The sequence below is a fragment of the Rossellomorea aquimaris TF-12 genome (assembly GCF_001648555.1).
GTDB lineage: Bacteria > Bacillota > Bacilli > Bacillales > Bacillaceae_B > Rossellomorea > Rossellomorea aquimaris.
Genome location: NZ_LQXM01000030.1, coordinates 128,013 through 154,395 on the forward strand (window position 1 = coordinate 128,013; position 26,383 = coordinate 154,395).

Annotated in this window: 19 protein-coding genes; 3 read left to right on the top strand and 16 right to left on the bottom strand. The window is 38.8% G+C overall.

The annotated features are described in order from the left end of the window. Window positions 1-108: 108 nt before the first annotated feature. From IQI_RS17930 to IQI_RS17950, 5 genes are all read right to left on the bottom strand, one after another. Entirely contained in the window at window positions 109-2,304 is a 2,196-nt protein-coding gene (locus IQI_RS17930; RefSeq protein WP_064094045.1) for a sensor domain-containing protein, read from the bottom strand. Window positions 2,305-2,414: 110 nt separating this feature from the next. Further along, on the bottom strand, window positions 2,415-3,257 hold the full coding sequence (locus IQI_RS20925) for a VOC family protein (protein WP_197489774.1): 843 nt from the start codon (window positions 3,255-3,257) through the stop codon (window positions 2,415-2,417). 150 nt (window positions 3,258-3,407) lie between these two features. Next, window positions 3,408-4,730, bottom strand: coding sequence for an aspartate aminotransferase family protein (locus tag IQI_RS17940; protein WP_064094047.1), 1,323 nt, complete (start codon window positions 4,728-4,730; stop codon window positions 3,408-3,410). 33 nt (window positions 4,731-4,763) lie between these two features. Continuing rightward, window positions 4,764-6,161, bottom strand: coding sequence for a YjiH family protein (locus IQI_RS17945; protein ID WP_082892786.1), 1,398 nt, complete (start codon window positions 6,159-6,161; stop codon window positions 4,764-4,766). Window positions 6,162-6,284: 123 nt separating this feature from the next. Then, complete coding sequence (locus tag IQI_RS17950; RefSeq protein ID WP_064094049.1) at window positions 6,285-7,661, bottom strand: sigma-54 interaction domain-containing protein; 1,377 nt, start codon at window positions 7,659-7,661, stop codon at window positions 6,285-6,287. A gap of 212 nt (window positions 7,662-7,873) precedes the next feature. Here IQI_RS17950 and IQI_RS17955 point away from each other — a divergent pair, with 212 nt between their 5' ends. Together IQI_RS17955 and IQI_RS17960 are read left to right on the top strand one after the other, a co-directional pair. Next, window positions 7,874-8,257 (top strand): GntR family transcriptional regulator, encoded by a 384-nt coding sequence (locus IQI_RS17955; protein ID WP_064094050.1) that lies wholly within the window; start codon window positions 7,874-7,876, stop codon window positions 8,255-8,257. 3 nt (window positions 8,258-8,260) lie between these two features. Further along, on the top strand, window positions 8,261-9,361 hold the full coding sequence (locus tag IQI_RS17960; RefSeq protein ID WP_082892787.1) for a DUF1648 domain-containing protein: 1,101 nt from the start codon (window positions 8,261-8,263) through the stop codon (window positions 9,359-9,361). A gap of 45 nt (window positions 9,362-9,406) precedes the next feature. Here IQI_RS17960 and hflX read toward each other — a convergent pair whose 3' ends face one another. The 4 genes from hflX to IQI_RS17985 form a co-directional block, all read right to left on the bottom strand. Next, a complete protein-coding gene (gene hflX / locus IQI_RS17965) occupies window positions 9,407-10,666 on the bottom strand; it encodes a GTPase HflX (RefSeq protein WP_064094051.1) in 1,260 nt (419 codons plus the stop codon). A 1,020-nt stretch (window positions 10,667-11,686) separates the two neighbouring features. Continuing rightward, a complete protein-coding gene (locus IQI_RS17970; protein ID WP_064094052.1) occupies window positions 11,687-12,778 on the bottom strand; it encodes a CotH kinase family protein in 1,092 nt (363 codons plus the stop codon). Between the two features lie 910 nt (window positions 12,779-13,688). Continuing rightward, window positions 13,689-15,134, bottom strand: coding sequence for a DEAD/DEAH box helicase (locus IQI_RS17980; RefSeq protein WP_064094054.1), 1,446 nt, complete (start codon window positions 15,132-15,134; stop codon window positions 13,689-13,691). Window positions 15,135-15,417: 283 nt separating this feature from the next. Beyond that, entirely contained in the window at window positions 15,418-15,618 is a 201-nt protein-coding gene (locus tag IQI_RS17985) for a cold-shock protein (RefSeq protein WP_064094055.1), read from the bottom strand. 247 nt (window positions 15,619-15,865) lie between these two features. On the opposite strand from IQI_RS17985, the gene IQI_RS17990 reads away from it, so the two are divergent. After that, complete coding sequence (locus IQI_RS17990; RefSeq protein WP_064094056.1) at window positions 15,866-16,078, top strand: hypothetical protein; 213 nt, start codon at window positions 15,866-15,868, stop codon at window positions 16,076-16,078. An 80-nt stretch (window positions 16,079-16,158) separates the two neighbouring features. Here IQI_RS17990 and IQI_RS17995 read toward each other — a convergent pair whose 3' ends face one another. From IQI_RS17995 to IQI_RS18020, 7 genes are all read right to left on the bottom strand, one after another. Further along, window positions 16,159-16,359, bottom strand: coding sequence for a cold-shock protein (locus IQI_RS17995; protein WP_060671790.1), 201 nt, complete (start codon window positions 16,357-16,359; stop codon window positions 16,159-16,161). A 370-nt stretch (window positions 16,360-16,729) separates the two neighbouring features. After that, on the bottom strand, window positions 16,730-16,888 hold the full coding sequence (locus IQI_RS20435) for a DUF3934 family protein (protein WP_082892789.1): 159 nt from the start codon (window positions 16,886-16,888) through the stop codon (window positions 16,730-16,732). A 94-nt stretch (window positions 16,889-16,982) separates the two neighbouring features. Continuing rightward, window positions 16,983-17,747, bottom strand: a complete 765-nt coding sequence (locus IQI_RS18000) for a MerR family transcriptional regulator (RefSeq protein ID WP_064094057.1) — start codon at window positions 17,745-17,747, stop codon at window positions 16,983-16,985. A 164-nt stretch (window positions 17,748-17,911) separates the two neighbouring features. Continuing rightward, window positions 17,912-19,138, bottom strand: coding sequence for a multidrug effflux MFS transporter (locus IQI_RS18005; RefSeq protein WP_231893457.1), 1,227 nt, complete (start codon window positions 19,136-19,138; stop codon window positions 17,912-17,914). Between the two features lie 640 nt (window positions 19,139-19,778). Further along, on the bottom strand, window positions 19,779-20,552 hold the full coding sequence (locus tag IQI_RS18010; RefSeq protein ID WP_156509947.1) for a CPBP family intramembrane glutamic endopeptidase: 774 nt from the start codon (window positions 20,550-20,552) through the stop codon (window positions 19,779-19,781). A gap of 151 nt (window positions 20,553-20,703) precedes the next feature. Further along, entirely contained in the window at window positions 20,704-24,033 is a 3,330-nt protein-coding gene (locus tag IQI_RS18015; RefSeq protein WP_064094059.1) for a GH36-type glycosyl hydrolase domain-containing protein, read from the bottom strand. Window positions 24,034-24,052: 19 nt separating this feature from the next. Further along, complete coding sequence (locus IQI_RS18020; RefSeq protein WP_064094060.1) at window positions 24,053-26,218, bottom strand: glycoside hydrolase family 3 N-terminal domain-containing protein; 2,166 nt, start codon at window positions 26,216-26,218, stop codon at window positions 24,053-24,055. Between the last annotated feature and the right edge of the window lie 165 nt (window positions 26,219-26,383).

A 26,383-nucleotide genomic window follows, 5' to 3' on the forward strand; every position in this document is an offset into this window, starting at 1 on the left:
CGAGCCGATTTTAGTTGGAATCAATCCGATCCAGCACACATTCGGTCCGTTTTACATTAATTGTAAAAACCTGCCCCCGCATGATTACGCAAGGACAGGTTTTATAGTCTAAACTTGTTTTCTTAAAAACATTTCTAATTCCTTCGGTGGCAATGGTCTACTAAAATGATAGCCCTGACCAATTTCACATGAATTTTGTTTTAGGAAATGAACTTGCTCTTCTGTTTCAATTCCTTCTGCGATGGTGTTAAAGTTCATGTTTTGACTCATATCGATGATGGCTTTAACGATGGAAACGTGATTGGTGTCTGTTATGATATCGTCAATAAAGGATTTGTCTATCTTAATATTGTCTATCGGTAAAAATCTAAGATTGTTCAAAGATGAATATCCGGTACCGAAATCATCCATGGAGAGGACAATACCTAATTCCTTTAACTGAGTTAACACCTTTGTAGAATGTTCAAAATCCTGCATGATACTTTCTGTAATCTCAAGCTCAAGGCGAGAAGGTTCAAGGTCAGTCTCTGCTAAAATCTCTTTGATGACGTCAACGAAACCTTCATCCTTGATCTGTCTAACAGAGATGTTCACTGCAACTGGAATGATTCCGACTCCTTGTTTTTCCCATGCTTTACTCTGTTCACATGCTTGTTTTAATACCCATTTTCCCATTGGAATGATTAATCCTGTTTCTTCAGCTAATGGAATAAATTCAATAGGTGAAATCGTTCCGCGAGTCGGATGTTCCCATCGGATGAGGGCTTCAACTCCTAGTATTTCTTTCGTTTCTAAATGGATTTTAGGCTGATAGAAAAGGGTGAATTGTTCTAGTTCCAATGCTTTTCGCAGTCCTGTTTCAAGCTCCATTTTCTTGGAAGAAGCCTTGTCCAGATGAGCAAAATAAAATTGATAGTTGTTTTTTCCCGCATCCTTTGCCAGGTACATCGCTTTATCCGCGTGTTTAATGAGGCTTTCTTCTTCTCTGCCATCCTCCGGGTACATACTAATTCCTATACTAGGAGTGACAAAGAACTCCTGGTCGTTAATGATGAACGGGGTCGTAAAATAATGAAGTATTTTGTTTGCCATTAACTTCACACTTTTACGATTCATATTAGGCAGAATGAGGATGAATTCATCTCCCCCTTGCCTGAATACTACCCCTTCCTCTTGAACAACCTGCTTCAAACGAATCGCCACTTTTTTCAGGATGATATCTCCTGTTGAATGTCCCTTTGTATCATTGATCACCTTAAAACGATCTAAATCAAGGAAAAGAATAGCAAAGGGTTGATCAGAAGAAGTGTCTAATGTTTCATTCAAATATTTTTTAAACATATTTCGATTCGGAATATCAGTCAAGGAATCATAATAGGCCATGTGATGAATAGTTTTCTCTGCCTTCTTACGTTCTGTGATATCACGGCCAACCAGCTGGATGGCTGTTCTACCTCCGTATAAAATCGGCATAATTGAAATCTCCACTTCTATTTCTTGCCCATCGAGGCGGAATACCTTTACCTCAAATCGTTCTCCTACAAAGGAATTACTAACCTTCTCTTTTATGTTAGAAACCGTTTTCGAGTCGGAAAATTCGGAAACATCTTTATTTAAAACTTCTGAAGGACTTGAAGCACCGATTAGTTTACTCCCTGCTTCATTGATATACTCGAACTTACTGTTACTGATCACGGCAATAATATCCGGAGACATTTCCACTAAGCTGCGGTATTGATCTTCACTTTCCTTCCGATCCGTAATATCAAATAGCACACTTGTAAACGAAGTCATCTCACCTTTTTCATCAAGAGTAGGGATGCCCCGATCTTGAATCCAACGCACTTGCCCATCAGGCTTAATGATTCGATAGATGCTTGTACAAGGTTCTCCTGTGCTAAGCTTCTCTTTCCTTTCATTTAACACACACTCGTCTTCTGGAAAAATGACTTTTCTCCACAGAAGGGAATCTCGATAAAATTCATCTAATGAATAGCCATATAATTTCTCAATACCCGGTGTGATTAATAGATGGTCCGCTTTCAAATCATGAGACCAAATGGCCACATCAAGAGTTTCGAATATATCATTTAAATTTTTGTTACTGTTCCTTAATTCCCTAGACGTACTTGAACTTCCCTGGATTAAGAAAAGCAGCAGGATCATTGTGATGAGCAATAAACCTAAATGCATTAAAAAAGATACCATCTCATGATCCTTCCAAATTAAATCAGTCAGTTCTAAAAGGATGATGGCAGTAAAGATAATGATGAAAGTTTGTTTATGCTGAGTAAAATTAATCATATTTTTCTCCCACTCACTATGAAGTCATTTCTTTATGCAAGTGTACTATTATTACTTAATTAGAACAATATATTCCATAATAATTGTCAAAAAGACAATATTCTTCCTTTTTAATTTTCTATCTCCCACACATTAAAAATCATTCCAAACGGGTCTTTTACGTAACAATCTTTCCCTTTTCCTTCCCAACGAACTATTTCGAATCCGTTTGTCAGTAAATGATTTTTTGCTTCTTCTAAATTGTTCACAAAAATTTCCATAACCGGCCCTAGGTTCTCGGTTCCTTTTATTAAAAAAATACTATTATTGTCCGTTCTAAATTCAACTTCATTTACAAAGCTTTGTTCTGGATGCTTCAATCCCAGTACGTTTTCATAAAACAACTTAGCTTCTTCAACATTTTCTACCTGAAAGCCAATATTCTTTGAAACCGTGTAATTCATTTCAACATCTTTCTTATCCACAGCATAGTGAAATTTTGAGTTTAGCCCCTCTTCAATATCCTTTAAATCTACTTCTAATAAATTTCTACTCTCGATATCTTCCACTATTTTTTTATATTTTTTAGCCAGCTCTAAAAATCCCTTTGCCTTTTCAGTGTGCATCATGTTCATGGTAGCCCTGGCTAAAGCTTCATATGCATAAGCTACATAGAAAGGCTCCAGGTTTTCATTAGTACTAACCGTTAGGCATTTTTGTCCATAAATCAATGCCTGCTCACCGTTTCCTACGACTGAATAAACACGGGAAAGCTGCCAATAACCTACAGAAAGATTTTGAGAAGTATGGTTTTCAACCTGATTCCAGTGCCACAACGACGTATGACAAAGATGAACCATTTCCTCTTTATCAGCATCTGTTAACTCCCTTTTATCGAGGAATTCCCACACTTGATTAAAGCAATATACAGCCAGTTGCTTATGTGAATAGGGTACACTGTCTTTCCGTTTCATCTTTATCTCTCCCATCATTTTCAGATTCTCTTAATTACTATCATACAGCTATTCCCCATTTTTTTCTAAATACAAGATCAAATCATTCCTGGTATACATAGATCTATAAAACAAAAAGAAACCTGGAGCAACATTCCTCCAGGCATTCTATTAATCTAAATGACTCATTAAAACCTCTTCATATTCCGTAAGAGCTTCATCCAGCATTCTTAGCCCCTCATCAATTTGTTCTCTCGTCACAATGAGTGGGGGAATCATGCGTATGACTTCACTATGGTTGCCGCACAGGTAGAATAACACTCCTTTTTCAAGGGCAAGATCAAGAATTTTCATTAAACCCTCTTGATTCGGTTTACCTGTATTAGGATGAATGATTTCAATTCCAATCATTAAACCCACTGCACGTATACTGCCGATCACCCTATGCTTTTCTTTCAGAAGCTCAAGCTTCGATACAGCATACTTCCCCATACTTTTAGCATTATCCAGCAGGTTTTCTTCTTTCATCACCTCCAGCGTGGCAAGGCCAACTGAACAGGCAATCGGATTCCCTCCAAAGGTCGTACCATGACTACCGAGTGGCCATTGCTTCATTAGTTCTGAAGATGCCACCGTCGCACTCAGAGGCAGTCCTGAAGCAATCCCCTTCGCTACTGCCATGATATCTGGTGTGACCCCAAAGGTTTGGGATGCAAACCAATCACCAGTACGTCCAAAGCCTGTTTGAACTTCATCGAAAATCAATAATATATCATGGCGATCACAGATTTCTCTTACTTTTCTCAGCCATTCTTTTGGAGGTACAATATAGCCTCCTTCTCCAAGAACAGGCTCTAAGATGACACACGCTACCTCTTCAGGCGTCACCTGATGATTAAATAGTGTTTCAAAATCTTTTTCCAGCTTCTCTACTACATATCTTACAGAATCTGATCCTTCTGGACTCTCACTCTCATTAGCATATGGAATTTGATAGGTTAGTCCTGAAGGCTGTATGAACTTTCTATACTTACTTTTTGAGGTGGTCACACTTAACGCACCTAGTGACCGACCATGAAAGCAGCCTGTAAAGGAGATGACATACGGACGTTGCTTCACATATTTTGCCAGCTTAATAGCTCCCTCGATAGCTTCGGTTCCACTGTTGGCGAAAAAGAAACTGTCTAAATCTCCTGGGAGGATTTCTGCTAGCTCATCTGCCAGCCTTAAAATGGAATCATACATAATCACCCCTGAAGGTCCATGCATTAAACCGTCTGCAGCGTCCTTTATTGCTTGAACGATTTTCGGGTGACGATGTCCCACATTGGTTACGGCAATTCCAGAGGTGAAATCAAGATACTTTTTCCCATCTAACCCGTAGTAGTAGCAACCTTCTTCTTTTACAACGGGAAGATTCGGGTGATCCTTTGCCATACTGGGAGCCAGGCGATTCGGCATTTTTTGAATAAGTTGCTCAAAGGTTGGTTTCATTCAATAATCCTCCAAACGTGTGAGTGTCTTGTATCACATAAAAAACATATGGGCCATTAAAGCAACAATCGGTAATGTGATAATGGTGCGTTGGATAAAAATAATCAATAAATCCAGGAAGCTAATCGGAATTTTTGATTTTATTAATAGAATTCCGATTTCGGACATGTAGATGAGCTGAGTTAAGGACATGGCTGCAATGACAAAACGAGTGAGCTCACTTTCAATCCCACTACCAACGACTGCCGGTAAAAACATATCTGCAAACCCGACAATCATGGCTGGAGCAGCATCGGCTGCCTGTGGAATTTGCAGTAGCTCTAACAGTGGTACAACCGGGTAGGCAAGGACATCAAAGACCGATGTATATTCCGCTACAACCAATGCAAGTGTTCCAAGAGCCATTACGAGTGGAATCAACCCAAACCAAATATCAAAGACGTTCTGAAGACCTTTTTTCGTTACCTCTCCCACACCCTTCACCTCTGAGGCTTTTTCTACTGCTTTTTCAATCCCCCATTGAAAACGAGACTTATCCTCAGGTACCGATTCAGAAATTTGCATTCCTACCGGCTCATAATAGGTGTCTTTTTTCGTAGAAAGTGGTGGGATTCTCGGGCAAAGTACCGCTGCTGCAATACCTGCCACCACAACGGTTGAATAAAGTGGTACAAACATGGATTCTAGGCCAATAAAGCTAACAATGACCAAGCTGAATGCAATCGAAGCTACGGAGAAATTCGTCGCAATGACAGCAGCTTCTCGTCTTGTGTAATAGCCTTCTTCAAATTGTTTCGTTGTAATCAATACTCCAACCGTTCCACTTCCCATCCAAGAAGCAAGTGCATCAATGGATGACCTTCCAGGCAACCGAAAGAGTGGCTTCATAATTTTTTGTAAAAGAGTTCCAAAGAAATCCATTAATCCAAAATCCAGCAATAACGGCATAAGTAATCCAGCGAATAAGAACCACGTTGTTAAAACAGGAACCAGTGAATACAGGACCGTTCCACCTGTAAAGTCAGAGGTAATCCACTCAGGACCTATTCCGTTTAGTGTCATGATGGCAAATGCAGAGCCGATGATTCGAATGCCAATCCAAAAGAATCCAACATCGAATAACCCTTGTAAAAAGGATTGACTTAAAATCCATTGTGGTTTAGCTATTTTCGTATAAATGGCTAAAAGAGCTGATGCACAAAAAATAAGAGTCATAAATAATGGAATGATTCCTTCAAGGAGACCTTGGAAATAAGACGCAAATATCCCTACCCCTATGGTCATATTTCCTTGATACATGACGGGTACTAAAAATAACAATACTCCTATCAATGAAGGAATAATAAACTTCATTGAATCTTTCACTGTACGTTCTGATTGAGTCTGGGTTTGTAAATGACTAACATTTTGTTTTCCGACTTCCACTGTCATACACCCCTTATAAATAATAATATTTCAGTAATCCAATCCCCCTGATTTCTCCTTATAACGATCCTCCTTATTCTCAATTGCCTTATCACTTAACTTACTTGCAAGTTCCGTGCCAATTTAATATTAAATTCTATGTTTTTTCATTTTTCTGACGATTGAAGGTTGACTGACTCCCAAAGCCTTAGCCATTTGAGTTGTTGTTTTATGTCTCTCTTTTGACTTGACCAATATTTGCTTCTCTACCCCCTCAAGGATCTCTTTCAAAGATTGTCCATCATGTGGAGGAGTAGTAATATCATGGTTACTTTTTATGTAGCGCTCTGGAAGGTTATCTATTTCTATTAAAGGTTTAGAGGAAGTCACAATCATTCTCTCAATGACATTCATTAATTCTCTTACGTTCCCTTTCCACTCATGTATTAACAGCTGATGCAGAACCCCTTCATCTAAGCTTCGTTGACGATTGTATTTTTCAGAAAAATGAGTAAGAAAATAGTTAATTAATGTAAGAATATCCGAGGTCCGCTTTCTTAAAGGTGGAATGGTGATAGGTACTACATTCAGACGGAAAAATAAATCCTGTCGAAACGTTCGATTCTCTACAGATTTTTCTAAGTCTTTATTCGTTGCGGCTAATACACGAAAATCGACCTGTTTCATCTTTGTTCCACCTACACGATAGAACTGTTTTTCCTGTATGAATTTTAATATTTTCACTTGATTTGAAAGGGACAGCTCTCCAATTTCATCTAGAAAAAGGGTTCCCCCTTCTGCAAGCTCAGCTAAGCCAAGCTTCCCTTTCCGATTTGCACCTGAAAATGAACCAGACTCATATCCAAAGAATTCTGATTCAAATAAGGAATCTGGAATGGCTCCACAATTCACTTCAATGAAGGGTCCTTTGTTTCGATTACTTTTATTATGTATGAATTTTGCTATATGAGATTTTCCTACTCCTGACTCCCCTAGCAATAACACATTCACATCCACTTCTGCCACTTGGATGGCCACTTGCAATACCTTCTTCATTTCATCGCTTGTTGCAATAATCCCATCGGAAAAATAATGGCGACTTCTAAGAATCTCGAGCTCGGTTTTCACTCGTTCCATTTCATCTTCCATGTCCATGAGATACTCCTTCATCTTCAATAATTCTGTTACATCATGTGAATAGCTCACAACCCTTACGAGTTCTTTGTTATGATTAAACACTGGAATCCCCGTAACAAGAAGTTTTTTTCCCTCATTACTCGTTTGAACAAGGGTGATTTTCTTTTTTTCCTTCAGTACAACCGGTGTTAATAAAGGGGTGAAAACCCCCTCCATTTCAAGATCATATACCGATCTTCCTAACATATCCTCTGATTTTACATTGTATATATCTCCTGTTGCCTCACTTACCTTCATAATAATTCCGTCCGTATTTGTTACTAAAATATCATCTTGCAACGAATCCAATATGGCTTCATTTTCATTCCAACTTTTTTTTCCATCCCCCACAACACTTCACCCTTTCCCTTTATATGCTTATTCATTATTGAATAATTTATTGAAAATTCAGTGTTCTAACTTAGTTATATCAAATAAACTTAACGTTTTATACAAAAACGAATAAATAATTCATTTTTGTATAAGCGACTACCTAACTTTGTTATACACAAAGTAGAACACTTTTGTTATACTAAACATATAACAAATCAGGAGGTGAAGCCTTGTTTATCCAAATTGAACCTCAATCTGATGTACCCATTTATTCTCAAGTTCAGAATGGCATTATGGAAGGAATTGTTCGTGGGGAATTGAAGCCTGGGGATACTCTTCCTTCCGTTCGGGCTCTTGCCGGGGACCTCGGCGTGAACATGCACACGGTGAATAAGAGCTATCATGAATTGGAGAACAAAGGCGTTATCAAGATTGTTCCTAAATCAGGAGCCATCATTTCCTCATCGTCTGAGGAAGGTGTTATGGAAGAAAGGATTGAACAGCTTTCACAAAACTTAAGACCACTTCTCGCAGAGTCCCTCGTCTACGGATTGGATGAGAAACAGATTCAGGATTTAGTCAGTTCCATCATTAAAAAGGTCAAGGGGGAATAATTTATGGAAATGGCACTATTATTGATCACAATCGGATTTTTGCTGATGATTCAAATCGCGGTTCCCTTTATTGTGAAACGAACGGTGGTGTTTGGTGTCACGGTTCCAATCGAACAGGTAAAAAACAAGCAACTACTGGGATATAAAAAAAGGTATGCCATCCTTACGTTTGTCTTCTCACTGGCTATTTTGCTTCTATTCTTTATTTGGTCAGGCGGCACACCTCAAGAAAACCATCTTATTTTAGCAGGGTTGTACCTTCCGTTTGTCATTCTATTCGTCTCCTTATCCCTTTATTTTTACTTCCATGCAAAAGTGACCAAACTCAAACAACAGCAAGAATGGTTTAAGGATCGTAAGCAGGTGAATATTTCTGAATTAAACATACGGTCAAAGGATGAAATGCTTCCATGGGTGATTTTTACGATTCCCATGCTTATTTCCATTAGCTTAATCGTTTTTACCCTTATGAACTATCACCAGTTCCCTAACCAAATCCCTACTCATTGGGGACCGGATGGAAAGCCTGATGCCTTTACAACGAAAAGCTATTTTTCCATACTGACCCTGCCGTTGATTCTTTTGGTGATGCAAGGAATGTTTATTGGAATCATAGAGATGACAAGAAAATCAGGCATTAAGCTTAGTGCCGGGAATGTAAAAGCATCACGCATTCGTCAATTACGATTACGCAAATACACGAGCTGGTTTTTATTCGTTGTTTCTATTCTTCTGACTATGCTGTTTTCGTTCCTGCAATTCACAACCCTCTATGAGAATGTCGTAAACGACCTATTGATTCTTCTTATGCCCCTTACATTCTCTGCCTTACTTTTCATAGGAGCCATTATTTTAGCTGTAAAGGTAGGGAAAGTAGATTCAGACTTTGATTTGGAGATCATTGAAGATGAAAATGGAGAGATTACGAATGTGGATGAGGATCATTATTGGAAAGGCGGACTCATCTACTACAACCCAAATGACCCTTCTATCTTTGTAGAGAAACGTTTTGGTGTTGGCTGGACATTGAATTTTGCCAGACCGATTGGATATCTGATTCTAGTTGGGCCACTCCTCATTATTCTTTTAATTACTTTTTTATAAAAACCAAAAAGAACCTTTCCAACTTCGGAAAGGTTCTTTTTTCTTTTACACTAAGAATTTCTTATATTTCTCTGCATCACTACTTTTACATTCCATCGTTAATTTCGTGCCGTTTTCCTCGTACTCCGTGTTTAACACGTTGGCATGCTCATTAAAGTATGAAATCAACTGACCTTGGTCAAAAGGAATCAACATTTGACACTTCTTATAATCTTTAAACAGATGGGTTTTGATTTGCTCAATTAACTCGTCTGTACCAATGCGTTGTTTTGCAGAAAAATAGATTCGATCCCCTTCTACTCTTGGGATCGCTTGGTCCATTAAGTCTGATTTATTATAGGCGTAAATGACAGGAATATCAGAAACACCGATGTCCTCTAATGTTTGATGAGTTACGTCCATTAACAATTCGAAATGTGGGTCAGAGAAGTCTATCACGTGTACAATCAAATCCGCTTCTGCTACTTCCTCTAATGTCGATCGAAATGCCTTCACGAGATGATGTGGTAGCTTATGAACAAATCCAACGGTATCCGTTAGCAAAAATGCTTTATTATCAGGTAGTGTGATGTTTCGCACCGACGTTTCCAATGTAGCAAACAGCATATCCTTCTCAAAAACCTGCTTGTTTTCATTCGGATGAAATTTCTCCACCAACGCATTCATCGTAGTAGATTTCCCCGCATTTGTATAACCGACTAGAGAAACAACAGGGAGACCGCTTTTTTGACGCTGTTTTCGTTGAGTTTTTCGAAGCTCTACAAGTGCATCCAGTTCTTTATTAAGAGCCGTAATCTTATCTTCAATTCGACGGCGGTCAAGCTCCAGCTTCGTTTCACCTGCACCTTTGTTACTCATTCCCGCTCCGCCACCTTGACGACCAAGGGATTCCTGTCTACCCATTAATCGGGGAAGCATGTATCGGAGTTGAGCCACCTCAACTTGAAGCTGAGCTTCCCTTGTCTTTGCCCGTTCAGCGAAAATATCTAGTATTAACATTGTCCGATCCATCACTCGTGTCTCAAGCTTCTCCTCCAAAACTCGAATTTGTGAAGGGGACAGCTCATCATTAAAAATCAATACGTCTGCCTCAAGCTCTTCAATTAACGGTAAGAGCTCATCGATTTTACCTTTACCAATATAATGAACATGATTCTTTTTCGGGAGGTTTTGAATCAACTCTCCTACTACCTCGATATATCTGGCATTGGCTAATCCCTTTAACTCCAGCATAGAATACTCGAAATCTTCTTTCGGACTTTTCGTATTCACACCTACAGCAATAGCTCTTCTTAGTTCTTCCATATATTTTTCACTTCCTTATCTATTTTACTAACACAATTTTCTGCCTGTGCTTCACAGTAAATGGAGGTGGACTCTTTTTCCGGAATGGGAGCTCCCATTCCCAAAATACAGAGGCTTACAGTATCCAGCACCCTATTCAATTCTATCTTTAAAAACAACAAAAAGAGGAGTCATGTGCCTCCTCTTTTCTACGTAACGTAAAATGAAGTATTCCTTTAAAAATAGGCAGACCATTCCCATTTACTCCGCACCAAAAGCAGAGCCCTTGAACATATTCAATTAACAGTTCAAATCACGGAATTCAAGTCTGATTAAAATCAACAGGAAAACCTCCATTTCTCATAAGTTAAAAACATCTTACCACATCGTGATTCCAATTGGAAGAAACTGCTTTGAGGTACTCATTTGAGGTTGAGGGTCGGACCTCTAATGGAGGTGTATCCCTTTATTAAAAGGTTGAGATTCGTTTGAGGTCCGTCCCTCTTTTTGCTTCCAGTCCTCCAACCAGTTTGAAAGTGGTCTACTATAATTTTTTAAAACTGTTATTTTTGGTGGTTGAATTTATAAAAAAGGGGCATTTGTCGCGGAGAAAGAGTTCTTTTTATTATTCACATATGGTGAATTGGAAGTGATAGCGAGTTTAAGAAGGAATAGAACAAAAATTGAGTCATTATGGCTACGCCTAGAGGATTGAAACTTGAAATTTAGTGAGATGTGGACAAAAATGTGCGAAATTGGGGATAAAATGTGTGAATATTTCCTATTTATGTGCGAATTTCCCCAATAAATGTGCGAAAATCCAACCATAATGTGCAAAATTGTGAACAAGTATGGTTCCTCATCTCGAATTGGGCCTGAATAGCTCCTTATTGAGCCACTTTTCATCAATATTGGGCCAGAATGTAGTGTAATTTGGCCACTTTCAAGAATAATTGGGCCAAATTGTGAACTCAACTCTCCGAGGAAGAGACCCTTAAATATGTAACCTCGTAAAACTAAACGAGGACATTTACCGTTACCTTAATCTAGTAGTTTCATATTTTGAATAAGGTATTCTCTTCGATCTTTGATGAATTTCAGAATAAATTGTGGCTCTTGATCAAACAAAGATATATCATCTTTTTTATATGGATCCTTTGAAAGGTATGGCCTGATATATTCATGAAGAGAATTTACTTTGGGTTCCATAAACTCCGGGGTAAATTGATTAGTCAAAATCGATGTTAATAAGTACTTATAAGATTTCCTAAAAGAATTTACTGCTAATAAACGAGCGGTCAGTGTATTAAATCCTTGGATACGTACATAATCATAGTCCATTGCCTTCCCATTTACATCTCTTCCCCACGTTGCATCATAGTCCCATGGGATGATTTCAATCTTTCCTGTTTCCCCACTAACATAAAGAGAGTAGTTGTGTACAAATCCATCATAGTTTTGTGTACAAACAACCCCTGCCAGCCATGCTAAATACTTATCCACATCAATATACTTTTCGATTTTCTTCTCGAACTCGCTTGGTAATAATGTGTTAATGGAATAAATGAAGTCTTCTAAAACATTTCGATCTTCCTTATTTCCACATTTTTGTTCGTACCCTAAAAGCAGGTTTTTCTTTACTTCTTTATCTAGATCGCTCATAAGAGAAAAGTTAGCGTCCCCATCAATCGCGTAAAAGATAGACCCAGCAGCTTTATTTCTATTTATAATGAATTGTTCATCCACAGATTCTAATTGAAGGTAAACTCCCTCTTGCTTTCCATTGATTACGAGAAAGACATGTTGTGATTTAGGCGAACATACTCCAATGCTAGAAAAGAAATCCAATGAAAGCTTATTTCGAATGAGAGAAGGGTCTCGATATTCTGCATTCAAGTGCCATTCTTTTGCCCCTAAAAACGTTTTTGGTTTATAAAAACTCACATAATAGGATTTCTTATTAAACTTTCTCGTATGAGATCCACGATAAACGATGTCTATATCGAACTTTTTTTTATCTATTCTTAAGGAACCCGCTACCGGCTCATCACACCATATATCACTTTTAAGTTCCTTCACATCTTCCGGCTGCAGAAACAATCGATACAGTGGCATCTCATTGTTGGTAGACATATCAAACCCTCCTTAAACATTTCGATAGTTAATCGTATGTTTTAAAGACTTGCCTTGCTACCTTTAAATGACATATTGCCTTTTTTTGAGTGTCTATTTTTTCTATTTATCCACTTTAGTCTATACATAGCTTGTCAATTCTACGTAGTTTATTAATAAGAGAAAAAAAGACTTCATATCTCTAAAATTCATAGGAGGGAAATATATGCAAAACTACAATCACGAAGAACTACTTCTTGCTGCTCAAGAAGTGGAGTCTGCAGGAATAGAATGCTTCATGTACAACGATCCATTTGATTGTCGCAGTACCCGTAGATCTACCAGACGCTCTTCTCGTCGCAGTACCTGCAGATCCTCTAGACGGTCCTCTCGTCGCAGCACCCGCAGATCCTCTAGACGGTCCTCTCGTCGCAGTACCTGCAGATCCTCTAGACGGTCCTCTCGTCGCAGTACCCGCAGATCCTCTAGACGGTCCTCTCGTCGCAGTACCCGCAGATCCTCTAGACGGTCCTCTCGTCGCAGTACCTGCAGATCCTCTAGACGGTTCTCTCGTCGCAGTACCCGCAGATCCTCTAGACGGTCCTCTCGTCGCAGTACCCGCAGATCCTCTAGACGATCCTCTCGTCGCAGTACCCGCAGATCCTCTAGACGATCCTCTCGTCGCTGTTCTCGCAGATCTTCTAGACAGTCTGGACCTAGAAATTTCTATAAATGGTATTCTTGATCATTAGGGTGTAAGTTATGAATTCATTTGCATCTCCAGCTTGGATTGTAATTTCAAGAAAATACCCTTAACATGATCTTTTTCACTGAAAACCGAAAAAGGTGCGGACGTAAAAAAACCGAGTATGAAATCAAGTGATCTCTTACTCGGCTTTTCTTCAATTTTTCATATAATAGAGCTCCGAAACTATTTCTTCGCCTCATGAACCTTCAACAACTTCCCTTTTACAGTCGTATGTTTCATCGCATTTAGAACTAGTGGTCCTTTGCCGTTTAAGATGTCCACATATGAATGGATTTCCTGGATGGATATGATGCCAATATCATCAGCGGAAACACCCTCAATTTTGGCAATGGTCCCTACGAAATCCACGGCGCGTATTTTCTTTTTCTTACCGCCATTAAAATATAGCTTCATGATTTCTTTATTTAATTCTGTGCTTTTATCTTTTTTAATACTTGGATTGGCATCTAATTTTCTTTCAAATTCAGCCTTTTTCTCCAACACTTTTTCTTTTGAAGGAGAATGTATTTTCGCAATGGCGAACCCAATATACTCTTCTATTTCATGTAAAAATTTCTCTTCAAACGGTGTGATAAAGGTTATGGCTTTACCACTTTGACCAGCACGACCTGTTCTACCCGTTCTATGAACGTAGCTTTCTTTTTCAAGGGGGATATCATAATTGATGACATGGCTAATACTTTCCACATCGATTCCTCTTGCTGCTACATCTGTCGCCACCAGGTAACGGAATTCTCCTCTTTTAAAGTCATCCATTACTTCAAAGCGTGCTTCCTGAATCATCCCACCGTGAATTTTATCCACAGGATATCCTCGTTCATCTAATTGTTCACATAAAGTATCGACTCTTTCCTTCGTACGGCAAAAAATGATGCAGCTATCAGGGTTTTCAACCGTTGTCATGTCTTTTAAAAGAGAGAACTTAGCCTCATCCTTTACTTCTATTAGAACATGATCAATTTTATCCGTCGTGATTCCTGTCGCCTCGATTTCAATATCAACAGGGGCCTTCATGTATTTATAGCAGAGATTTTCAACATCCTCTGGAAGTGTTGCGGAAAAGGTAAATGTCACTCTGTCTTTCGGGAGCTCCTGGATAATGGATTCAACTTGGTCAATAAAACCCATATTGAGCATTTCGTCAGCTTCATCAATGACCAGGTATTTTAAGCAATCGAGGGTTAGAGTTCCTTTTTCTATATGATCTAGCACTCGTCCAGGTGTACCTACGACTACATGGGTTTTCTGCTTAAGTTCTAATTTCTGACGATGAAAGGGCGACTTTCCATATACAGCTGCAGCCTTAATTCGCTTAAAACGTCCAATATTCGTGATGTCTTCCTTTACCTGTGCTGCCAGCTCGCGAGTGGGAGTTAGAATCAAGGCTTGAGGCTTATTTTCTTCCCACTCCACCATTTCACAAATTGGGATACCGAATGATGCTGTTTTCCCGCTTCCTGTTTGAGATCTTACAACAAGATCCTTCTTTTCTAGAGCTACGGGTAAAACTTCAGATTGCACCTCTGTTGGATTTTTATATCCTAAATCAGAAAGTGCTCTTAAAATTTCTTCACTTAATGGATAATCTTTAAAATGTTTTATACTCATATAGCAACCTCATTCTGTTAAATAAACTATTCTTATTATCTTAACTCATTGTCTTTTTTTATACACATTAGGACCAAGGACGAGGAGGAAAAGGAAGTTTACATAATAATTTCAAATTTGTTTAGGTAATCCACTAATAGTGTGTTATGCTTTACCTAACCATTTTTAACTTGTAACATGTTGTCTCCGGAGCTGACTTTCAAAAGTTGGCTCTTTTTTTATGCTTTTTATTAATTTCCACAAAAAAAGGACTCTACGAGAGAGTCCTTTTTTACAAAAGCTATTACGCTTTGTTTACGTTAGTCGCTTGAAGTCCACGTTGACCTTGCTCAGTGTCAAATGTAACTTTTTGACCTTCGTCTAAAGATTTAAATCCTTCGCCTTGGATAGCTGAGAAATGTACGAATACATCTTCTCCACCTTCGATTTCGATGAAACCGAAACCTTTTTCTGCGTTAAACCATTTTACTGTACCTTGTTGCATAATTGTTTCCTCCTGCGTGGATTGAATCCACATTTTATTACTATCGTTGCTCAATTAGATATCAAAGGCGAAAAGTTTAAAACTTATTCTTTCCTTACAGACCGAACAAAAATAATTCTTCTTTAGAATAACAGATAACCTCATAAAAAGCAAATCTTCCATTAAACTTCCTAATTATGAATGTTCACTTTGAAATAAAGGATATACTCCTCTTCTTGTCGAAATGATAACTAAAGGGGTTGACCCAATGGATAAAATGGGATTATTAAAGGATCTAAATAAGACGAGTCGTGGAAATTTTTTCACAATCGACATTCCGACAAATTCCACGAAGGAAGAGGAAAAGATTGAAGAGTTGGCTCGAGAATTAGAAAGAGAAGGAAAGATTCGAATTAGAGAATGCATACAGAAGGAATCCTCTGTTTACATACAAGGAATCATTAAGTATGCCGCTAACTAAGGTGCCTCCCTTTATGGAAGGGCATCTTTTTTTGGCAAAAAAAAGGACTCTACGAGAGAGTCCTTTTTTCACAAAAGCTATTACGCTTTGTTTACGTTAGTCGCTTGAAGTCCACGTTGACCTTGCTCAGTGTCAAATGTAACTTTTTGACCTTCGTCTAAAGATTTAAATCCTTCGCCTTGGATAGCTGAGAAATGTACGAATACATCTTCTCCACCTTCGATTTCGATGAAACCGAAACCTTTTTCTGCGTTAAACCATTTTACTGTACCTTCTTGCATGTGTGTTTCCTCCTATGTGGATTTGATCCACAATTTATTACTATTATTGCTCAATTAGATATCAAAGGCGAAAAGTTTAAATACTTTCATTCCTTACAGACCGAACAAAAATAATTCTTCCTTAGAATAACAGATACATTTCGAAAAAGCAAATGGAATATAAAAATTGGGCTTTTTCTTCAAAAAATGTTGTTTGAATGACTTGAGTTTTGCTGGATGGTGAGGAAAACTGCCACTAAAAAATTTCATTAAATTTATTTAGTTAAGAAATATTCGCTTTGTAAATTAATTTCCTCATTATGTAGATAGCTTAAGATACATCCAAACAAAAAGTCCATCTCCTCAAAGGAAATGGACAATTATATGATGACTACTTATCTGAATTCTCATCTTTGTTGTTTCCATGTTTAACACCTTTGCTTTTATAAGGCTTAAAGCTCTTTGCCTTTTTAGCACCGGCTTGCCAACGATTCCAGCCTTTTTTGCCTGTCCCTTGGCCAGTACCACTTTTCTTCTTTGGTTTACTCATATGTTCACTCCGTTACAATAGTAAATGATATCGTCCTATCATAACATCTTTTAATAATGGAAAGTAGGGCTCATGAGTTTATTGTTTTTCCAATTTATTTCTTTTCACCTGTGTAAACGTGGATTGCATCCTTTAGAAATTCAGCCAATCCTTCTTGCCGTTTATCATAATAGGCTTTAAACCGTTCATCATCTACATACATTTGAGCAAGACCTGCGTGACTTTCTTTGCTGTACTCAGTCCAGTAAAACATTAGCCATTGCTTGTGTAAATCCGCTGCTTCCTGAGCAATCTTACTTGACGGATCCCCCGTCTCAAATGCTTTCCCTAAGGTTTCCATTAATTGTTTCTCTAGATTTGTCACTTTTTCATACTCTTCTTGGGACATATTCATAACCTTGGCATTGGATTGATCAACTGTGTCGTCTCCGTACTTCTTACGAATTTCCTGCCCATATTTCTTTTCATTTTCATCGATCAGCTGCTTCTTAAACCCTTTGAATTTTTCTTTATCTGTCATGTTCATTCTTCCTTCCTTCACTCCGATTGTTTTATCCACATTGGCAATCAACAGTTCTAGTTGCTCCCTTTTTTCCTTGAGCTTTTTACGATGTTCCAATAAGGCTTTTGTTTCGTCAAAGTCTGGATCGTCAAGAATCCTTTTTATCTCCTCAAGCCCTACCCCCAGCTCTTTATAAAATAAAATCTGCTGCAACCGATCCACTTCGTCCTGCCCGTAAATACGATATCCAGATGAACTCGTTCTAGCAGGCTTTAACATCCCTATTTCATCATAATAGCGTAGCGTCCTGGTGCTAACTCCCGCTAATTCTCCAAGCTTTTTAACGGTGTATTCCATGAAATCACCTCCTGATAATGTAAGTTTATAGGTTGACGTTGGGTGAAGGTAAAGGGGAAATTTAAAGTTTTTCATATGTTAGGTATTACAAAAAATCGAGTATAAAATCTTTTCGATTTCATACCCGATTTACGGCTTCCTCACGACTATCATAACGATGAGGTTTAACTGATTTGTTTTTCATATTTTTGAACGGTTCGATTTATTCTTGTAATCACAACAAAGCATATGAGCGCTAATAGTTCACAAACAGTAATAATAATTCCCAGTGGAAGTACATTTTCACTTCCTGCGATCCCAACTAATGGAGCAATCATTCCACCAAACGTAAATTGCAATAGTCCGAGTAAAGCAGATGCACTTCCTGCTGATTTCCCCTGACTTTGCATTGCTAGAGATGTACACGTTGGATTGACAACCCCTATTGTTGCAACTACTAGGAACATAGAAATGAGAACAAAGACCAGCTTAGCATCCATGAGAAAGACAGTCAGCAATGAAAAGCTTCCAAAGGCAGCGAGAATCAATCCGAATTTCAACATTTTTGTTTCTTTTACACGTCCTGCCAATCGCCCTGTTATTTGACTCGCTAAAATAATCCCTGCTGCATTCATTCCGAAAATGAAGCTATATCCTTGAGGTGAAACATGATAATACTCTTGAAAAACAAAGGATGAACCGGAAATGTACGAGAACATCGCTCCGGAAACAAGCCCCTGTATAAGGGCAAACCCCATAAAGGTTCGATCACTGAGTAGTCCTTGAAAAGTAGAAAGGGTATTCCTCAATCCGCCTACAGAACGATGATTATTCGATAATGTTTCAGGCAATCGGAACGCGACGGTTAACAGCATTGTCACTCCTAAAAAAGCAAGAACAATAAAGATTCCCCTCCAAGAAACAAACTGAAGCAATTGTCCTCCTATAATTGGAGCGAGAATCGGCGCTACCCCCATCACCAACATGAGCAAGGAAAATATCTTTGTCAATTGTGGTCCCGAGAAAAGATCTCGAGCACACGAACGAGCGATAACAATTCCACCAGCTCCTGATAACCCTTGTATAAACCTCATCAAGATGAAGAACCAAATCGAAGATGAGAATGCACAAAGTATGGATGACACAATATAAATCGTTAGGGCAGTAATCAACGGCTTCCTTCTTCCATAGATATCACTTAATGAGCCATTGATAAGCTGACCAAAGGCAAGCCCTAATAAACAAGCCGTTAAGCTAAGCTGAGTTAAGGAAGTACTGGCATCTAATTCGGTGGTTAATATAGGTAGAGAGGGTAAGTACATGTCTATCGTTAATGGACCAAATGCGATTAACAAACCTAATAAGACAATACTTCCCTTTGAATTCTTAAACGAAGCTACGTTTTGGTTCAATTCAATCTCATTCCTTTCTTGGAACATGATTCTATTATACAGGTGCAAATTCGAAAGGAGTCAAATGACTTGATTAGAATTTCAACCAGAGATTTCTCTCACCTTATAATAAAAAAAAGGCTCTGTCAGCATTGTACTACGATTCTTCTTTTTAAATGGCTCTATTCGTAAAGATCTTTGTTTTATGACATAGGATCTGCAAGGCTCTGTTAATTACCATATTAAATAGATTTGCGTTACAGAGCTTAATAGGGACGAACATCAATTTAAAGGACAGGATTTTTTCTTAAATGATAAAATCAATCGCTGAACACTTTAAAAATGCTGGTTTTTCAAACGTATAGGTACTTATATTATCTATTTTAAGAAACTCTCGCTTAGTAAGTTGATTGGAACGGAAGGTGCTCGACTCCTGCGGGAATAGCGGGAAAGTTGAGACCCCACAGGGCAAAGCCCGAGGAGGCTCAACTCACGCCCCGCGGAAAGCGAGCACCTGGAGTGGAAATCAACCACTACTTTCCCTTAAAAGCAACAAAATTTATAAAGAGAGCCTATTAAATTCAAATAAAAAACCTAACCTTCAGCTTTCACTAAAAGTCAGGCATCTAAAATAGATTAAATATGAGGTATTTTAAAATAATTAGCTTTTCAAATTCATTTCAGAATCCACCATGATATGATTGCTCTTCTTTAATACAACTAAGGCGTAAACGGCAAATAGAATGCACAACACACCAAAAACCACTAAAGTGAATGGAGAAAAGCTTAGGTCATGTACACCATATTCATTCGTGGCGAAATATTCCGAAAGATCAACAATAAAATGAAAGATGATAACTGGATAAATGCTGCCATTTCGAAGACGCATGGCTGTGAGGGCAATACCGCCAGCAATGGCCCATAGAACTTGAAATAGACCAAATAACATATCTCCTCCACCCAGAATATTCCCTATGTGAATGAGACCAAATAATACGGATGGCACGACTAATGTGGCTAGCGTACCGAAACGTAAGAAACCTTTTACTAACACACCCCTAAAGATGGTCTCTTCATTTATCGCTACACATAATGCTGCAATGGTTAAAACAATCGCTTTTGAAACGTCACTAACGTTAAAACCAAATGATAAGACAATGAAAAGGGGAATGAGCAGTGGCGGCAACCATAATAGCCACTCTTTCGTAGAAACAGGTTTAGTAAAACCAAAACCTTTTGCTTCACCCGACCAATACACTAATGCAACAGATGTTGTGGCGAATAAGAGTTGAAGAAGCCACCCTAAATCCTTAATTGGATGTAATTCAGGGAAAAATATATTCAGAATATAGATGGCACCTATCCCAACAATTCTTGAAGCAACCAGGATAAAAACGGCAAACAAAATAGGATGAGCTCTAAAGAATTTCCTCATTAAAATTCCTACTTCCCATGGGTTTATCACAAACAATCTAGTTTATTCCTCATATTTAACAATTATGTAATTCGTTACATTTTCACTATTTCCTTCTTTGAATAACAAAGGAGCAAACCCGAAAGTTTGCTCCTTCTTTATCACTATTCAACTAGATAAACACTTCAATTCTATTAGAGTCCTCATTTAATGCATTCTCTAGAACGTCGCGTTTCATTCTCATACCACTTGTACGATATCGGTTGGAAATGGAATCAACGGATATTACTTCACCATTCACTTTGATTAATTCCGTTTCTCGGTTTAGGTGGTAAATGAATGTTACAGGACGGTTCATAAACTTAAACTCAAAGGTTAAACCATCAAACTTCTCTGGGAGAACAGGATCGATGATGAGATCTTGTCCTTCTTGGCGAATTCCCAGGCAGTTGGTGATTAATTGGTTCATGTAGATTCCCGGTCCGCTGGAGTAGATTCTCCATCCTCCTTTTACAGGGACAGTTCCATCCCTCAGCTCGCTAAAGCGTTCTTGTGCTTCATATCGAGTGTTAAATTTACCATCTGAGCTACTGAAGTAAGAATTACTTTGTCTTCTTTCAGCGTTTGGCACTACTTCTTTTAACCCAACAGGATTAATGATTTCAAGACCCTTCCACACTTCTTCCTTATTTCCAAGCTTCGCCATGGCTTCGACAAATCGAATGTGGGCGTGAACGTATTGGAGGCCAATTTCTCTTCCGAAATTCGCAGCTTGCTCCGCTCGCTTGAAGTGTGTGCTTACTCCACCTTTATAATTGGCAGGACGGTTCATTAATCGAACTCCGTCAGGACAATAGAGATGCTCCTTCACTAATTTGTAATGGGATTCTGCTTGTTCCTTAGTAAATAATTCTGAAATAATACTGCGGTTCATTGGCAGAAGTCGATACTCAATACCCGTTTTAGTGTCAGTCGGGTGAAGCATTAATTCTGCATGAGCTGGATCTTCCATATAAACAAAGCCTGGAATAACATCATTTTGCAAAATATAACGGTTAAAATCTGTCTGAATTCCTGATGCAAGGGCTTTGAACTCTGACGCTTCTTCATTACGCACTCCATGGAGAATGTTAGCCAGCTGATTTAATACTTGATAGGTCAGAGCTACCGTCCAGCTACTTGCCATATACTTTTTAAGTTGTGAATTGGCTGGTTGAAGGGTGTCGTCCCAATCTCCATCCCCGTAGGATGACAGGTGTGTATCGTGCAAGAAATGTTCTTTAATATAGTCGATTTCTTTCTGAATATGGTGTAATAACGTTTCTTTCCCCTCAGAAAAACCAAAGCCATCACGGATGGTATATGGAATTTCTTCCTCCAAAATGCTGTAATCATTTGTTGCTTTAATATAGTCACTCACTACTTTTAACGGCCAAACAATAATGTCACCATGGCTATCATCCTGCTGAATGTTAAAGTAGCGGTCAAACATGAACCATTGTGGCCAATTTCCGTTGTCTTCATATTGATGAGAATAAACGGTTTTGATGATATCTTTTACACTTTTGTAGTTGTGAGTGGCCATAAAGTACTCAGTTGGTCCCTGGCACACATCGCGGGTTCCCCAAGCTGCTCCGCCGTATTGCTCCAATCCATGTGGCACGGAGAAATGGACAAGCATATTGTGTGTGTACCACCATGCCAGTGAATTGACTTTGGCCAACTCACCTGGAACCTCACCATTTTGAGAAAGTGAAAATCCATTCATCACCTGATGATAGTACTGACGATAACGTTCGATTTCAGCTTTCATGTCACGTTTTTCAAACTCTCTTTCTTCTCCGTGAAGAAGACCTTGAATGGTCATGTTCCATTCTGATGAGGCAGTTAAATCCAGTACACATAGAGAGGCACTCCCCTCTTTTACATGATGAGCCAATTTCCCTTCGTTTTCTACGGTCAATTCTGCTCCATCTACTTTAATCTTATAAGAAAGATTTGGGTATGTTTCGCTGCTTTCAGATTGAGCATTAGCAGATATAGACAAGATGTCCCCATCTTGATCAATTGTATAAGGGACTTCATATTCATTATTGTTCATCGTCATTTGATTTGTCACAAGATAACGGTACTGTTTTCCATCCTTAGAGCGTACATTCAGTTGTACTTCAGGAGAATCAACCGTCGTATAATTAGTGATAACGATGGTATCGGTTTTTGTTTTATAGTACCAACGGGCATAATTAAATCCCAGTTCAAACAGGGAAGGCATCGTTAATAATCGATATACTCCCTCGATTTCAACATAAATGCGTTGACCCGATGTTTTCATGACATTTAAATGATTACGCGTATTCGTCAGCATCTTGTTAAAGGATGTATTTCCTATTACCAACTGGGAGTTAAATACTCCATACATAAAGGAAGTGGACGTCATTGTTCCTTCTTTAAGCTCGTGATTTCCACCAGACATAAGAATATGTCCGTGGGGGCGTTCCACAACAAGCTCTTTTTCTTTCAAGACAATATGCTCGTGAGTGTTGGTAAAGAAGGAAAGTAATTGGTTACCATCCCACTCTTCCGTGTGACGCTCTGGAAAGAGAGCTTCTATGTCTTCTTTAGACATTTCTTCTGTTTTCAAAGGCTCACCCATTTCCGGTGATAAAGCCACTTTTTCCAGAGGAGGTGGGAAGTTTTCTTTTAGCTCCTGCGTTTGCTCCCAAGCATTTTTGATCTCCTGTTGGAATTCCAAATTCGTGATGGCATCCGAATGATTCTCTTTAAATAGGCCGTAGAAAACAAAATGATTTTCTCCTGATAATCGAACTTTTTCTGATTGTAGGGCCGTATAGGCAAATTCATATTGATAGATTTCGTTTGCTAATGAAGGCTTTGTTAAAATTTCTGGTTTATTTGTTTCCTTATAGGATAGACCAAAAAATTGGAACCCGTCGGTTGAATATCCGACTGTCTTTCCCATGGATCCCTGTTGCATATAGGGGAAGCCACTCGTCTGTGGCTGATTTTGGCGAGAACAGAAGACATATCCTTTTTGTTCATCTTCAAACACTTTGTGATCAATGTATTGAGACATATAGGCTTCATTTGAGCGGACACCGCCTTTATCTGCCAATCCAAGATCCTGTCCATAAATCACATCTATCTCTACATCCTGTCCATCTACCATAACATCCCAGAACCAAGTTCCGTTTTGTGATAAAGTAAACGTTACTTCATAGGAAAGTTCCTCATGATTTCCTGACCACTTCACTTGTGATGCAGAAAATTGAACCTTGCTAGCAGATTGAACCCCGGTCAATGGAACAAATTCTATTCCTGATGGTTGATAGATTCGTAAGTAAAGATTGTTTAACGAACCATCGATTGGATTCGTCAACAATTGATTGATCATGGTAGATGTATGCTTTATTTCAAAAAGATCGCCACTATTTAAAAAGATGAATTGAAGATCACCGGATGTAATGGTATGTGTTGAATTCATTCTATTCCCCTCTTTTCGTCTATTTTACTAATGTGAAGGATTGTTCCGTTCCTTCTTTACTATTTGGACCAACATAGGCAATGAATTTCCCTGGGTCACTTTCAAATTGTAAATCTGAATGATGATAGCGAAGCTGTGGTTCTGTAAGGGTAAAGGTCAACTTCTTTGATTCTCCTGGTTCAAGGACCACTTTCTCAAAATCCTTTAGCTCTTTTAAAGGTCTAACCACTTCGCCACTCACATCCCGTATATAAAGCTGCACGGTTTCTTCCCCTTCCCTGGAACCATTATTGGTTACGGTAACAGAGACTGTTATCGGTTGGTCTGGTGTCATCACTTCTTCTGATATCGCCATTTCACTATAAAAAAATGATGTGTAACCTAAACCAAATCCAAATGGAAACAAGGGATCGTTCGGTATATCCAGGTATTGTGAGACATAGCGCACCTGTGCATCTGGTGCACCTTTTGGTCGCCCTGTATTGAAGTGATTATAGTAAACAGGAACCTGTCCAACACTAAATGGAAATGACATTGATAGTCTTCCTGATGGATTTTCATCTCCATATAATAGGTCAGCAACCGCGGCTCCACCTTCTGTTCCAGGATACCAAGCTTCCAGTACCCCATCTACTTGGTCAATCACACCATGTAAATCGAGTGGTCTACCATTGAAAAGAACGGCTACCATTGGCTTGTTCAGTTTCTTCAAATGCTGAATCAATTTGAGTTGAGCATCTGGTAGTTTAATATTCGCTCTACACCCAGCTTCTCCACTCATTTCAGAATCCTCTCCAAGTGCAAGGACGATCAAATCTGCGTCTTTCGCCACTCTCTCTGCTTCATGCAATTGCTCTTCTGAAACCGTTTCAATCCCAGACCCTTTTGCTAATGTAAGCTGAGATGACTCCACTTTCATTTTCATTCCTTCCCTTAACGTCACTGCGTCTTCTTTAGACCCTAACCATGACCACGGACCTAAGATATCGCCACTTTGAGCAAAGGGACCAATGAGTGAAATCTTCTGTTTCTTATTTAAAGGTAAAACGTTCTCATTTTTTAATAGCACACAAGACTTAACAGCTAGCTTACGGGCAATATCACGGTGTTCTGCGCTCATCACAATTTCTTGTTCAAGCTTCTCATCTGCACCACGATAAGGATTTTCGAACAACCCAAGCCTTTCTTTAAGTTCTAATATACGTAAAACGGCTTCGTCGATTATTGTTTCATCCACTACTTTTTCGGCTACCAGTTCTTTTAAATAGTTCACGTAGGTGGCTGTCATCATTTCGATATCAATACCTGCTGTAATGGATTTAAGGGCCGCTTCCTTTTCATCCTCTGCTACACCGTGGGGAATCATTTCTTTTACAGCTCCCCAGTCGGAAATAAGAACACCATTAAAGTTCATTTCTTCTCTCAGAATAGAACGCATGAGCTTCTTGTTTCCCGTGGCAGGAATACCAAGTACTGTATTAAAAGCAGCCATCACCATTTCACAGCCTTCAGCTAGTGCTGCTTTATAGGCCGGAAGATAGGTTTCACGAAGTTCTCTCTCTGACATATCAACCGTGTTATAATCACGACCCCCTTCAGCTGCTCCATAGGCGGCAAAATGCTTGACGCATGCTGCAACACGATGGAGATCATGAGTTAAATCGCTTCCTTGAAACCCTCTTACATAAGCCCTGGCAAATTGGCTGTTTAAATAGGAATCTTCACCGGTTGACTCCATCACTCTCCCCCAACGAGGATCCCGAACGAGGTCTACCATTGGAGCAAACGTGACGTGAACACCTGATACTGACGCTTCTTTAGCAGCAATTTCTGCGCTCTTTTCCGTTAATTCCAAGTCCCAAGAACAACCAATCCCAAGAGGAACAGGAAAGATGGTTTTAAAACCGTGAACAATATCAGACATAAATAACAAAGGAATACCCAGTCTATTTTCTTCTATATGAGTGCGCTGAATATTAATTATTTCCTTTGCACCTGACGCACCAAGAACGGAGCCACTATTCATCACAACTTCTTCGTCTATGCCCATATTAACCATAGGACCTGTAATTTGCCCTTGATCACTTGCCCCTTTAAAGAAAGGAGTCGCCAGCTGTGTAAGCTGAGCAATTTTTTCATCCAAGGTCATTTGACCAAGTAATACAGTGAGTTTATTTTCATTCATTGGTAGAACCTCCAAATTAAGGTTTTCTTGCTTAAATTGAAACGTTTCGATTAACAGTTGAAAAGAATTATAAAGGTAAATGATGAACCCGTCAACTTAATATTATCAATCTATCAACCCAACAAAAACCTTGATAAACCAATCTTAACAGTCAAAAAATTATAG